15 protein-coding genes and 1 pseudogene are annotated in these 13437 nt (G+C 57.2%); 3 read left to right on the top strand and 13 right to left on the bottom strand.

The features are described from left to right. The first annotated feature begins 90 nt into the window (after positions 1–90). On the top strand, positions 91–1209 hold the full coding sequence (locus tag PMI27_RS07860; RefSeq protein ID WP_008153989.1) for a TIGR00730 family Rossman fold protein: 1119 nt from the start codon (positions 91–93) through the stop codon (positions 1207–1209). A gap of 42 nt (positions 1210–1251) precedes the next feature. Here the strand turns inward: PMI27_RS07860 and recX are convergent, their stop codons facing one another. The 12 genes and pseudogenes from recX to PMI27_RS07905 form a co-directional block, all read right to left on the bottom strand. Then, entirely contained in the window at positions 1252–1719 is a 468-nt protein-coding gene (gene recX, locus PMI27_RS07865) for a recombination regulator RecX (protein WP_008153991.1), read from the bottom strand. An 8-nt stretch (positions 1720–1727) separates the two neighbouring features. Beyond that, the gene (gene recA / locus PMI27_RS07870; RefSeq protein ID WP_007907270.1) at positions 1728–2780 is read right to left on the bottom strand and encodes a recombinase RecA; all 1053 of its coding nucleotides are present in this window, start codon (positions 2778–2780) and stop codon (positions 1728–1730) included. 83 nt (positions 2781–2863) lie between these two features. Continuing rightward, positions 2864–3364, bottom strand: coding sequence for a CinA family protein (locus PMI27_RS07875; protein ID WP_008153993.1), 501 nt, complete (start codon positions 3362–3364; stop codon positions 2864–2866). Positions 3365–3444: 80 nt separating this feature from the next. Further along, positions 3445–3981, bottom strand: a complete 537-nt coding sequence (locus tag PMI27_RS07880; RefSeq protein ID WP_008153995.1) for a lysis system i-spanin subunit Rz — start codon at positions 3979–3981, stop codon at positions 3445–3447. Further along, positions 3963–4526: a glycoside hydrolase family 19 protein gene (locus PMI27_RS07885; RefSeq protein WP_008153997.1), complete on the bottom strand. Its 564-nt coding sequence runs from the start codon at positions 4524–4526 to the stop codon at positions 3963–3965. Before PMI27_RS07885 ends, PMI27_RS07880 begins: the two co-directional genes overlap by 19 nt. Positions 4527–4734: 208 nt before the next feature. Then, a pseudogene (locus PMI27_RS32545) lies at positions 4735–4842 on the bottom strand (gp53-like domain-containing protein); the annotation flags it as partial. An 85-nt stretch (positions 4843–4927) separates the two neighbouring features. Further along, positions 4928–5533 carry a tail fiber assembly protein gene (locus tag PMI27_RS07890; RefSeq protein WP_238545914.1) on the bottom strand — a complete coding sequence of 202 codons (606 nt, stop codon included), beginning with the start codon at positions 5531–5533 and terminating at the stop codon, positions 4928–4930. Between the two features lie 24 nt (positions 5534–5557). Next, positions 5558–6001, bottom strand: coding sequence for a hypothetical protein (locus PMI27_RS31785; RefSeq protein ID WP_081757429.1), 444 nt, complete (start codon positions 5999–6001; stop codon positions 5558–5560). Between the two features lie 130 nt (positions 6002–6131). Next, positions 6132–6479: a phage holin family protein gene (locus PMI27_RS07895; protein WP_008154001.1), complete on the bottom strand. Its 348-nt coding sequence runs from the start codon at positions 6477–6479 to the stop codon at positions 6132–6134. Between the two features lie 129 nt (positions 6480–6608). Continuing rightward, positions 6609–7190 (bottom strand): DUF642 domain-containing protein, encoded by a 582-nt coding sequence (locus tag PMI27_RS07900; protein ID WP_008154004.1) that lies wholly within the window; start codon positions 7188–7190, stop codon positions 6609–6611. 7 nt (positions 7191–7197) lie between these two features. Continuing rightward, positions 7198–7386: a Com family DNA-binding transcriptional regulator gene (locus PMI27_RS30665; protein WP_081757428.1), complete on the bottom strand. Its 189-nt coding sequence runs from the start codon at positions 7384–7386 to the stop codon at positions 7198–7200. A gap of 493 nt (positions 7387–7879) precedes the next feature. Continuing rightward, a complete protein-coding gene (locus PMI27_RS07905; protein ID WP_033053549.1) occupies positions 7880–8614 on the bottom strand; it encodes a LexA family transcriptional regulator in 735 nt (244 codons plus the stop codon). A 211-nt stretch (positions 8615–8825) separates the two neighbouring features. Between PMI27_RS07905 and mutS the strand changes: the two genes are divergently transcribed. Further along, positions 8826–11405, top strand: a complete 2580-nt coding sequence (mutS, locus tag PMI27_RS07910; RefSeq protein WP_008154009.1) for a DNA mismatch repair protein MutS — start codon at positions 8826–8828, stop codon at positions 11403–11405. A 142-nt stretch (positions 11406–11547) separates the two neighbouring features. Beyond that, the gene (gene fdxA, locus PMI27_RS07915; RefSeq protein ID WP_008154011.1) at positions 11548–11871 is read left to right on the top strand and encodes a ferredoxin FdxA; all 324 of its coding nucleotides are present in this window, start codon (positions 11548–11550) and stop codon (positions 11869–11871) included. A 483-nt stretch (positions 11872–12354) separates the two neighbouring features. Here the strand turns inward: fdxA and rpoS are convergent, their stop codons facing one another. Then, positions 12355–13362, bottom strand: a complete 1008-nt coding sequence (gene rpoS / locus PMI27_RS07920; RefSeq protein ID WP_008154012.1) for an RNA polymerase sigma factor RpoS — start codon at positions 13360–13362, stop codon at positions 12355–12357. Positions 13363–13437: the final 75 nt, after the last annotated feature.

Below are 13437 nucleotides of genomic sequence, written 5' to 3'. Positions count from 1 at the left end.
GCAGGAAAAGGGCTGCCCATTGCGCGTCTTGTTGTGCGAATGTTTCCTTCATCCAAGGGAAAAACAGAGCCTGTATGGAAGGAGAAGTTGATGCCTTACCAACCGAATGACCTCCTGAGCCGTCATTTTGAAGAAAGCGGCCACGACCTCATCAGCAAGGTCGAAGAGCAACTCAACCTTGTTTCACCCAACAGCCCGAACATCCCGATCTACCGCGACATGATCCTGACCGTGCTACGCATGGCCCAGGAAGATCACAACCGCTGGAATGCCAAGATCACCCTTCAAGCCCTGCGTGAACTGGAACACGCTTTCCGTGTTCTGGAGCAATTCAGGGGGCGCCGAAAGGTCACCGTTTTTGGCTCGGCCCGAACACCTATAGAACATCCTTTGTACGGTCTGGCCCGGGAACTTGGCGCCGCGCTGGCGCGCTCAGACCTGATGGTCATCACTGGTGCCGGTGGCGGCATCATGGCGGCGGCCCACGAAGGTGCTGGCCTGGCACACAGTTTGGGATTCAATATCACCCTGCCCTTCGAGCAGCATGCCAATCCCACCGTGAATGGCACCACCAACCTGCTGCCTTTCCACTTCTTCTTCACCCGCAAGCTGTTCTTCGTCAAGGAAGCCGATGCGCTGGTCCTGTGCCCTGGCGGTTTCGGTACCCTGGATGAAGCGCTGGAAGTGCTGACATTGATCCAGACTGGCAAAAGCCCGCTGGTGCCCGTGATATTACTGGACGCTCCCGGCGGCAAATTCTGGCAAGGCGCGCTGGACTTCATCCACCATCAACTGGAGGAAAATCGCTACATCCTGCCGACCGATATGAAACTCGTCAGTCTGGTCTACAGCGCGGAAGAAGCTGTGGAGCAGATCAACCAGTTCTACAGCAACTTCCACTCCAGCCGCTGGCTCAAGCATCAATTCGTGATCCGCATGAATCACAAGCTCAGCGACGAGGCGCTCGAACACATGCAGGAGGCATTTGCCGACCTGTGTCTGAGCGATCACTTCCATCAACACGCCTACAGCGGAGAGGAACACGACGAACCGCAGTTCAGCCACCTGGCGCGACTCGCTTTCACCTTCAACGCCCGTGATCATGGACGCCTGCGGGAACTGGTGGACTACATCAACCTGCCGGAAAATTGGACGCAATCCCAACCCCAGGCGCAACAGCGCTCGCGGGAGCCGTCCAAGGTTACGTAAGCAAAAAAAACGGCCCGCTATCGAAATAGCGAGCCGTTTCAGTCAATCGTCCATCCCTCGGCCGCTGAACAAGCGGCTGATCATTTCCATGGAATATCCCCGATAACTCAGGAACCTGCCTTGTTTGGCACGTTCCCGGGCGTCTATCGGTAAATGCCCGGAAAACTTTCGCCGCCAGGTGTCTTCCAGTTGTTCCTGCCAGTTGATACCGCTCTCGCGTAAAGCGAGTTCGATGTCGCTACGTTGCAGGCCGCGCTGGCTCAACTCTTCGCGAATACGCAAAGGGCCGTAACCGGAACGGGAACGGTAGGAAACAAAGCTTTCGAGGTAGCGGGACTCGGACAGCAGGCCTTCTTCCGTCAAGCGGTCGAGTGCCGTGTCGATCATTTCAGGGAGGGCGCCGCGTTGACGCAGTTTACGCGTCAACTCGACTCGACCGTGCTCGCGTCGCGCGAGCAGGTCCATTGCGGTTCGCCGCACCGCGACGAGTGTATCGAGTACGGCGGTCATCGGATCAATCAGATATCAGCGTCAGCCAGGTCATCAGCAGTCTCTTTGACTGGCGATGCTTTAACGTCCGGCGCTGGAGTCAGCAACTTGTCGCGCAGTTGCTTCTCGAGCTTGGCGGCGATTTCCGGATTGTCTGCCAGGAACTTGGCCGAGTTAGCCTTGCCCTGACCGATCTTGGTGCCTTCATAGGCATACCAGGCGCCGGACTTCTCAACGAAACCGTGCAGCACGCCCAGGTCGATCATCTCACCGTTGAGGTAGATGCCCTTGCCGTAAAGAATCTGGAATTCAGCCTGACGGAACGGCGAAGCCACCTTGTTCTTAACGACTTTGACGCGGGTTTCGCTACCGACGACTTCGTCACCTTCTTTCACCGCGCCAGTACGGCGGATGTCCAGACGAACCGAAGCGTAGAACTTCAGCGCGTTACCACCGGTGGTGGTTTCCGGGCTGCCGAACATCACACCGATTTTCATACGGATCTGGTTGATGAAGATAACCAGGCAGTTGGCGTTCTTGATGTTACCGGTGATTTTACGCAGCGCCTGGGACATCAGGCGGGCTTGCAGGCCCACGTGCATGTCACCCATTTCGCCTTCGATTTCAGCCTTTGGAACCAGAGCCGCCACGGAGTCGACGATGATCACGTCAACGGCGTTGGAACGCACCAGCATGTCGGTGATTTCCAGGGCTTGCTCGCCGGTGTCCGGCTGCGAAACCAGCAGGTCGTCGACGTTGACGCCCAGTTTGCCGGCGTATTCAGGGTCAAGGGCGTGTTCAGCATCGACGAATGCGCAGGTCGCGCCGGCTTTTTGAGCCTGGGCGATCACCGACAGTGTCAGCGTGGTTTTACCGGAGGATTCAGGACCGTAGATTTCAACGATACGACCTTTTGGCAGACCGCCAATGCCGAGCGCGATGTCCAGACCCAGAGAGCCAGTGGAGATAGCCGGGATCGCCTGACGGTCCTGATCGCCCATACGCATTACGGCACCCTTGCCGAATTGACGTTCGATCTGACCCAGGGCCGCAGCCAAGGCTTTCTTCTTGTTGTCGTCCATTAAAGTCCTCACGTAATCAATAAGGCCTGACGGCCAACACCTGTATAAGTAGCCAGTATTATTCCACAGCGTTTCAGGATCGCCTACCCCTGATTTGAGATTTCTCCAGTGGCATGGCGCAGCAGCCCCTCTAGCGCGGCCTTGACCGTTTGTCGGCGGACCTCGTCGCGGTTTCCGGGGAAGTGCTGGACCTCGCTGAACACCGCCTCCCCGACGCCCCAGGCTAGCCAGACGGTGCCAACCGGCTTGCTCGCGGAACCGCCGTCCGGCCCCGCCACACCGCTGACCGCGACGGCAAAATGCGCATGACTTTTCTCCTGCGCGCCGCGGACCATGGCCTCGACCACCTCGCGACTCACCGCTCCCACCGTCTCGAACAACGCCTCGGGCACATTCAGTTGCAAGATTTTTTGACGGTTGGAGTACGTCACGTAACCAGCCTCGAACCATGCCGAACTCCCCGGAACCCGGGTGATCGCCTCGCTGATCCCGCCGCCGGTGCAAGACTCTGCGGCGGTGACGTGGGCATTGAGAACCTGCATGCGCCTGCCAAGTTCAGCGGCCAGTTGGGTGATTTCTTTCACGGTCATCTCCTGAGCAAGCGGAATGAGAACTACCGTACACGAGCGTAACGCGCTTGCAAGGCGCAGGATTGATCAAAATGTTAGCGAGCAAGGGCTCTGATATAAGCCTGACAGGCCTGCAAGGCAATCAGTCCGCGGTCCCCGCCGTCGGTGATGGCGATAATTCGCTGAGCATGCGCAGGGTCAAGTCGGGCGCACGCGGTTCCATGATCCACGCGGCAGGCTCCGGAGGCGGTTGGCATTGCACAGACAGAGGCCGCGTCATGGGCATCAAGGAGGACTGACAAGCGCACATCAGCAGTGGCAAGACGATCGCGCAGGCGACCTTGATCACGTTGGGCATCGCTAAGCGCTCGGTAATGGGTTTGTTCGCTGGTCGAAAGATGCCGCTCCAGTGCTAGACGCTTGCCCTGCTCGGTCTGTTGCTGCATTGCGGCTGCCAGAGTCTGCTGATTCAGCGCCTCGGCGTGCAGCGTGGCCTGTTCCGCCAGTTGCCGGCCATAACGCCAATCCTGAAAGTGCCAGGCCAGCGCCGCCGATCCGCCGGCCAACACAGTTAGAAACACAACAATGCCAATGACGCGGTAAGACATCGGGATCAAACCGAAGGCTGGCATAACACCGCCCTCGCCCGCGCCCAGAGTTGCAAGCGATCCTGCAAACCGTTCAGGCCGCCGTTGATGCGACGGGTGATGCTGTTGAACTGGTCGCGGTCGGCCAGTTCATTGAAGCCATTTTGCTCCCAGAACCAGGCGGCTGATTCGGCGGCCCATTGGGGTTTTTCCAGTAGTTCAGGCAAAAACAGTAAACGATCATCACCGAAGAGTCCGAGACTGCACTGACGATAATTGTCGCGTCCTGTGATCTGAATCAGGCCTCGGCCGCGGTACTTTTGACCGTCGCCGTCTGGCTCTGGCGTATTGCCAAGGCGGACAGCCAGTGCGCCAGTGTCGTACTTGCTCAAGTATTGAGCGCCCCCTAACTCAAGCACGTATTGCAACTGCCCCGATTCGTGACCGACTTGCGCGAGGAAGGCGGCGATACGTTTTGGGGTGTTGATGTTGCGGTGAGACATGGCTGTGTTCAGGGCGGAAATGAAAACGCCCGCTTGGGAGCGGGCGTTGGGCATAACGATCTGTAGTTGTTGCTGCGTAACTGTCATATAGCCCCCAGGCCCTGACGAGTGTCTGGTTCGTGCCAAAGATATCCAGCCAGCCAAAGTGGCGCACTGGGTCGATGCTCGCTGAAAGGAAAGAACGACTCTTGCGGCCAATCCCGCCTGTACCTGATCGGAAAAATTCCGGGCTTTCAGGCGGCAGCCCTGTTTGGTACCGGTCCCCCGACCAGGATGACCATCGCCCCGTCGCCGCCCACATGGTGGCCACGAGCGAAGAACCTGGAGTCCCCGTGATCGGGTTTTCATCGACAAACTTGACGTCCACCAAACCGGCGCTGGGGACACTATTGGGATAGTCCACGGTATATCCTTCCGTTGGTATTTTGCAGGCAGCCGTGTGCTGGTAACACACGACTGCACTTCCAGTTATCAATAAGCTCCAGGGTTTATACGGTTACGCCACTGACAGGTGAAGCCGGCCAGTCAATGATCATCGGGAAGTCCGGTTGCTGTTCAATGTCCATCAACTTGAGCGTATAGCGTTTCCACTCTTGCAGAGTGGCCAGTTGAACACTGGTGGCCTCACCTAGTTCATAAGCGTATTGCAGCGGCGCGACGCGAATAACAATCTGAAACAGACGACTGTCTCGCTGGGCATTGGCTTGAGCGGTTTTGCCTGTTAGTTCGGCAGCCAAGTCCAGCACCCAGTCATCATTCAGCCAAACATAATATTCGCCGGGACGAGGCTTGAAGGTCAGATAGTCAGGCAACGGGCCCAACTCGAACCAGATTTCAACGCCACCTGTGTCTTTGCGATACGCCTCGCGGTTGCGCAAATCGATCAGTTGCGAAGCGGCACCGTTACGCCAGACCCAGACATAGCCCGTTTCGGCGACCGGCAATGCTTCCGGCAACTCTATCGCATTGCCTGGCAGGACAACGCCCATACCGGGGATCACCGGCAACTCCACCGGACCGAACAATTCCTGCGTTGTTTCAGAAAAATAGTAATAAACCATAAACACCTCTATTGAAAAATCTTGAGCATCCATTAAAAACGCAGACCAGCGTTAATTTCAGATGAGTTTTATTCTGCCTGGGTAGGCAACATTTCGTGGACGCGTTTCTATACCTCCTGTAACTCCTGTAACTCCTGTAACTCCTGCAACTTCGGCTACTTCGGTAACTTCGGTATCCTCGGTATCCTCGGTTACTTCGGTTACTTCGGTTACTTCGGTAAAACCAAGACTGCTCGGACCTTGATTGAATAGAGCATCGGGAGCGACTGACCCTGCACCTGAGGGAACACCCAACATGTCGCTTTTTAGTTCATGTGTGTGTGACTTCAATATATCAACTTGCCAATTACCAGCCATTCGACCTGGGTCAACACTGCGACCTTCGTCAACAACCCTCGGGGTACTGACTTGCAGCGTTTCGAGGTCGATGCCGGCAGCCACGCGACCGGCGAGGGTTGGGCAGTGATCACACAGTTGGGAAATTAGGGGGGTGATCTTCATGGTTTTTCACCAAGCAATACCCCCCCTTGTTGGCGGGATTGAGTGAAAGGTACTGGCCTTGGAAAACCCGCGTCCTTGCGGGTCGGATGCCGGTCGGCACCGCTGCTCGCCATTCCATTGGGCTTTGTGTTCAGTGATCCTGGCGAGAATCTCGCGGCGGCACTTCGCAAACGCCAATCCGCTTGGCTGCCCAGCGCTCATAAAGGCCAATGGCAACGTCTGCCCCGGCCATCGCCGTCAGGCAACCGAACGCGCAAGCCGTCCAGATCGACACGCCGGCGGCATACAGCAGCATGATGGCCGAGACCCCGCAGACCATGCAGGCCCCGGATCGCAAGGCCAGGCGCCGCAGCAATGACCAGCCGCGGGCGCCCTCCTTGTCGGCGCGCCACATTTCGCCGGAAACCCCACCCACCAGGGCGAGAACGATGACCAGCCAGATCGGCATGTCCAGCAACGCTTGTTGCTCGTTTGTCATGTCACGCCTCCTGGGGGTGATTAATGAGTAATTGGATGGTGTGTTTCGAATGCAGCCTTGGTGATCAGCAGTCGTCGCTCAAGTGCAGAGAAACGACTGCCAGTCCTGTGGATGGCAGGCGACCAGGTTTTAAATAGGCTCAACGATTACGTTGTCGATGAAGGCAAAATTGGCGTACGGGTTCTGCTCGTTGGAGAAGGCCAGCGTCGTTTGAGCCGTGGTGGCGGTGAAGTCGTACGTGATGGTGTTCCACTCGACTGTTCCACCGTTAGCGGACGGGGTGTTGAACGTGGCGGTTTGCCCCGCCACTTTCACCTGGATGACACCGTCGCCGGAGCGACTGGCATAGCGCGAATTACCCGCACTGAAGGTCAATCGGTATTTGGCGCCGACCGTGGTGGCAAAGTTCTGCTGAATGCCGCCGCCGTTGCCATAAACGTTGTTGGCCAAGTCGACAATTACAACGCCATCCGCGGCGACAGAGCCGCCGATCGAGGCAGGCATATTGAAGTACTCGGCACCGGACAGAAACGTCGTCCAACCCGTGATGAAGTTGGCTTTCTGCGTGGTATCCAGTACGCAACTAACGCTGCAGCCTGGCAGTTCAAAGCTGCCATTGACCAAAAGGTTGGCGGCAACAGCGTTGCCCCCAGCGCCGAGCAGAGCAGCGGACAGCAACAGCGGGGCAATATATTTCTTGAAACCGTTCATGGTTCACCTATTGAGTTAATTGAGTTATTTGCGCTGCTGAGGCAGCGCTCATATCGCTCACAGGCGATCGCTCGAGGCTCGTTGCCTTCACATGATTCAGCGTCCCGCATCGGGAACATTTGATCTGGAGCTCGGTGTACTCACCCACTCGGGCGAGAAGTCTTTTGCACTGCCCACATCTGCAATCTTTCAACATCGAGATGCCTCCTGGCTTCTGCCGAATCCTTTCTGTAGTTGAGGTTGATAAACCTCGGACGAGGTAGGCATTCCAAAAAGCCCGGCGCTAACCGGGCTTTTCAGAATGCGATCCTTCGCATTGACCTTTCGGCGCTACTGGCGCGGTACGGGTCCATTCATATTGTTTTTCCGACCGCGGTCCCTGCCCGCCGGATAACTGCTTCTGGTGCTTTACGCTGCACACCCGGGTCAGTTGCCAACCCTCTGAACCGTTGAGGCCGGTTCATCGCTGCCTTTGTGGTGGAACTAAAGAGCTTTGCTTCGAGCTGCTTTGTTGAGCGGCTTGAGACAAAGAATATGCATGGATGCATATACAGTCAATGCATTGATGCATTTATTTATGCGCTAAAAATGCACAGACGCATAAAAGCCCCGCAGACAAAGGCGCTACTGGTTTTTGGCAGGCGAAAAAAAACCCACACGGTGGCGGGTTTTATCTGACAGCGGTGAGGTTAACGGGCGTACATGCCCCACCAGAAGACGTGACCGAGGATGACAATCTGCTCTTCCTGGATTTCCTGGAAGGTGTAGTCCTCGTCCGGATGTTCGTCGCGATTGAAGCTGCGCAGGCGTATCCCGGTAGGCAGGCGATAAAGCTGTTTCACCCGCAGCTGGCCGTTATGGTTGATGGCATAAAGGTCGCCATCCACGATATCGCCGATCCCGCACTTGCCGGCATTAACGCCGACGGTGGCGCCGTCGCGCAGTACCGGCAACATACTGTTGCCGCGCACCGTCACGCATTTTGCCTGGTCGAACTGCACGCCGTTGTGGCGCAGACTCCGCTTGCCGAAGCGCAGGCTAGAGCGCTCGCTCTCTTCGATGACGAACCTTCCTGATCCTGCAGCCAATTCAACCTCGCGAAGAAAGGGGACCGATACCTCGTCATCATCGACGGGCGTATCGTCGTCCCACAGACTTATGTCCTTGAGTTCCGAATGCAATTGATCGCGCCCGGTGCTGGCTGCCGGCGCAACATCCGCACGGCCCCGCAACTGGTCGGTGCTGACGGCGAAGTACTCGGCAATCTTCGAGATATGTTTATCCGAGGGATCGACGATCTTCCCGCTGAGGATCCGCGAGAGAGTGGATTGAGGCACGCCGGTGCGACGGTGAAGCTCCGTGGGGGAGATCCCGTGCTGATCGAGCAGCGCTCTTAAGACGGTAGAAACATTGCGTTTTTGCATAAAGCGCATAGTGCTTGTTCTTTTCGCGGAAGACAAATGCCAAATTGCATAAATGGCGCATATGTCGTGCATAGACAGAAGAAATGTATCGCGGGGCTTTCATGCCTGCGTCGGGTGGACCGCCCATGTTAACCTTGCGCCCATCGCGGAAAAGCCGGGCCGATGCCCCTCCTTTGCCCTACACCTTTCAACGAATTTGCCTGATTATCCGATGAATAAAGCGCTCTCTGATCTGTCCTCCCACACGCCAATGATGCAGCAGTACTGGCGCCTGAAAAACCAGCACCCTGACCAGCTGATGTTCTACCGCATGGGCGACTTTTACGAGATCTTCTATGAAGATGCGAAGAAGGCTGCCAAATTGCTGGACATCACCCTGACCGCCCGTGGGCAGTCGGCGGGTCAGGCGATTCCGATGTGTGGGATTCCTTACCACGCCGCGGAAGGTTACCTGGCGAAACTGGTCAAGCTCGGCGAGTCGGTGGTGATCTGTGAGCAGGTCGGCGACCCGGCGACCAGCAAGGGGCCGGTGGATCGTCAGGTGGTGCGGATCATCACGCCGGGTACGGTCAGCGATGAAGCGCTGCTGGATGAGCGTCGGGATAACCTGATTGCAGCGGTGCTGGGTGACGAGCGTCTGTTCGGCCTGGCGGTGCTGGATATCACCAGCGGCAACTTCACCGTGCTGGAGATCAAGGGCTGGGAAAACCTGCTGGCAGAACTGGAGCGCGTCAATCCGGTGGAGCTGATGATCCCGGATGATTGGCCGAAAGACCTGCCGGCGGAGAAACGTCGTGGGGTTCGTCGCCGTGCGCCGTGGGATTTCGAACGCGATTCGGCACTAAAAAGTCTTTGCCAACAGTTTTCCACCCAGGACCTGAAAGGTTTCGGCTGCGAGAACCTGACCCTGGCCATCGGTGCCGCCGGTTGCCTGCTCAGTTACGCCAAGGAAACCCAGCGCACCGCCCTGCCCCATTTGCGCAGTCTGCGTCATGAACGCCTGGACGACACCGTGGTGCTGGACGGCGCGAGCCGTCGCAACCTGGAACTGGACACCAACCTGGCCGGCGGTCGCGACAACACGTTGCAATCAGTGGTCGATCGCTGCCAGACCGCCATGGGCAGCCGCCTGCTGACCCGTTGGCTGAACCGTCCGCTGCGGGATCTGACCGTATTGCTGGCGCGCCAGACCTCGATCACCTGCCTGCTCGACGGTTACCGCTTCGAGAAACTGCAACCGCAGCTCAAGGAAATCGGCGACATCGAGCGGATCCTGGCGCGGATCGGCCTGCGCAATGCCCGCCCTCGTGACCTGGCTCGCCTGCGCGATGCGCTCGGTGCATTGCCTGAGTTGCAAGTGGCGATGACCGAGCTGGAAGCTCCGCACATCATTCAACTGGCGAAGACCACCAGCACCTACCCGGAACTGGCGGCCCTGCTGGAAAAAGCCATCATCGACAACCCACCAGCGGTCATCCGTGACGGCGGCGTGTTGAAAACCGGTTACGACGCCGAGCTGGACGACTTGCAATCGCTCAGCGAAAACGCCGGGCAGTTCCTGATCGACCTTGAAGCACGCGAGAAGGCCCGTACCGGTCTGTCGCACCTGAAAGTCGGTTACAACCGCATTCATGGCTACTTCATCGAGTTGCCAAGCAAGCAGGCCGAATCGGCGCCGGCAGACTATATCCGTCGCCAGACGTTGAAAGGTGCCGAGCGCTTCATTACGCCGGAACTGAAGGCGTTCGAAGACAAGGCCCTGTCGGCGAAGAGCCGCGCCCTGGCGCGCGAGAAGATGCTCTACGAAGCACTGCTCGAAGATTTGATTTCCCAGTTGCCACCGCTGCAAGACACCGCCGCGGCACTGGCCGAGCTGGACGTGCTGAGTAACCTTGCCGAACGCGCGCTGAACCTCGATCTGAACTGCCCGCGTTTCGTCAGTGAGCCGTGCATGCGCATCAGCCAGGGTCGTCACCCGGTGGTGGAGCAAGTACTGACCACGCCGTTCGTGGCCAACGACCTGAGCCTCGACGACAACACCCGCATGCTGGTGATCACCGGTCCGAACATGGGTGGTAAATCCACCTACATGCGCCAGACCGCTCTGATCGTGCTGTTGGCACACATCGGCAGCTTCGTGCCGGCAGCCAGTTGCGAGTTGTCTCTGGTGGACCGGATCTTTACCCGGATCGGCTCCAGCGATGACCTGGCCGGCGGGCGTTCGACCTTCATGGTCGAAATGAGCGAAACAGCGAACATTCTGCACAACGCCACCGAGCGCAGCCTGGTACTGATGGACGAAGTTGGTCGCGGCACCAGCACCTTCGACGGTCTGTCCCTGGCGTGGGCTGCGGCCGAACGCCTGGCGCATCTGCGGGCTTATACGCTGTTCGCCACCCACTACTTTGAGCTGACCGTGTTGCCGGAAGCCCAGCCGCTGGTGGCCAACGTGCACCTTAATGCCACCGAGCACAACGAACGCATCGTGTTCCTGCACCACGTGCTGCCAGGGCCTGCCAGCCAGAGCTACGGCCTTGCGGTTGCGCAGTTGGCCGGTGTGCCGAGCGAAGTGATCGTGCGCGCTCGCGAACACCTGGGCCGGCTGGAAGCGACCGCCCTGCCTCATGAAGTTCCCAAGACCGCCAAAGGCAAACCGGCCGCTCCGCAGCAGAGCGACATGTTCGCCAGCCTGCCGCATCCGGTGCTGGATGATCTGGCCAAACTTGATCTGGACGACATGACACCGCGTCGTGCGCTCGAAATGCTCTATACACTAAAGACACGGATCTAACGCACTTGCCTGCAAGCTGTTAGAATCTCGCGCGGTTTGGGATGCTGCTGGCTTATAGCCTGACCAGCAGACTATCGCTCCCAAACCTGGCGACCCCAACGTGAAGGGGCTCCGCTGCCGCCGCCTGAGGAGAAAATTAGAAATGACCTTCGTCGTCACCGACAACTGCATCAAGTGCAAGTACACCGACTGCGTAGAAGTCTGTCCGGTGGACTGCTTTTACGAAGGCCCGAATTTCCTGGTGATTCACCCGGATGAGTGCATCGACTGCGCACTGTGCGAACCAGAATGCCCTGCCGTGGCCATCTTCTCCGAAGATGAAGTCCCGGAAGACATGCAGCAATTTATTCAGCTGAACGTTGAGCTGGCGGAAATCTGGCCCAACATCACCGAGAAGAAAGAATCGTTGCCCGATGCCGAAGAGTGGGATGGCGTCAAAGGCAAGATCAAAGACCTCGAACGCTGATTACCCCCGCGTTCTCGAAAAGGCCCCTTGCGGGCCTTTTTGCTTTTCTGCAGGCAAAAAAAGGGGCGGTTTGACCCGCCCACGTTTTTTCCCTATTCCCTGTGTTCCTTTTCATCGTCCTGATGAATCGCTTCCTGCGATGTCCTTCCCCCTCATCCTTGAAGGGTGTGTCTGTCCGTCGACACAGTTCAGATACTAGAGAATTCCCTACCAAGAGCAATCGCCCCCGATAGCTGAAACTGCCTGTCACAAGCTATTCATCTAAAAAAATTAGCCTATAAATCAATTAGTTAATCTTTTCTCACGTAGGAATATGTACGACTGCTACCCATTGAATTAGCGAACACTTACGAAAGAGTAAGCAAACACTTACAGCGAGAGACTACAAACCAGAGAGATGACGGAGGGAACTCCTAGTCCGTTTCCCAGGTAATAAAAAACCCCGAACCAGTCGGGGCTTCTTAATACCAGCCAGCAAATTACTTATTGAAACAGCGACTCGCTCGACAGGCCATTCTTCTCGAGAATCTCCCGAAGACGCTTCAGGCCTTCAACCTGAATCTGTCTGACCCGCTCCCGGGTCAGGCCAATCTCCAGGCCTACATCTTCAAGCGTGCTGCTCTCGTGGCCGCGCAGGCCGAAGCGGCGTATCACCACTTCACGTTGCTTGTCGGTCAGCTCCGAGAGCCATTGATCGATGCTCTGAGACAGGTCGTCATCCTGCAACAGTTCACATGGATCGGTTGGACGGTCATCGGTAAGGGTGTCCAGCAGGGTTTTATCCGAATCCGGACCCAGCGAGACGTCGACCGAAGAAACCCGCTCGTTCAGGCCGAGCATGCGCTTGACCTCGCCCACTGGTTTTTCCAGCAGGTTGGCAATTTCTTCGGGTGAGGGTTCGTGATCGAGTTTTTGCGTCAGCTCCCGTGCAGCCCGCAGGTACACGTTGAGCTCCTTGACCACATGAATCGGCAACCGGATGGTCCGGGTCTGATTCATGATCGCGCGCTCGATGGTCTGACGAATCCACCAGGTCGCGTAGGTCGAAAAGCGGAAGCCGCGTTCGGGGTCGAACTTCTCTACCGCCCGGATAAGACCGAGGTTGCCCTCTTCGATCAGGTCAAGTAGCGACAGACCACGATTGACGTAACGCCGGGCGATTTTCACCACCAGCCGCAGGTTACTTTCAATCATGCGTTTGCGCCCGGCCGGATCTCCACTTTGCGACAAGCGCGCAAAATGAACTTCTTCTTCGGGGGATAGCAAAGGGGAAAAACCAATCTCATTGAGGTACAGCTGCGTGGCATCGAGCGCACGCGTGTAGTCAATGTACTTGTGTTGCTTTAACGAGGCGGAGTGTTTGGATTTGGCACGAACGGAAGGTGGAGCAGCCCCTTCATCATTCGACATCGAATCCGTACCGATGCCGGTCTCCATCAGGAGAACCTCATCGTCGATGTCAAACTCCGGCACTTCTTTACTGAGAGCCATTGTTATAGTCCTTTGGTGAGTTCGACCTCAGGCTCAAGCGGCGCCTTTATCCTTGGCAACGCTGGAACCTGTTCC

The sequence above is a fragment of the Pseudomonas sp. GM41(2012) genome (assembly GCF_000282315.2).
Lineage (GTDB): Bacteria > Pseudomonadota > Gammaproteobacteria > Pseudomonadales > Pseudomonadaceae > Aquipseudomonas.
Note: the sequence above shows the minus strand (reverse complement) of the source record. Positions and strands in the feature narration are given on the sequence as shown.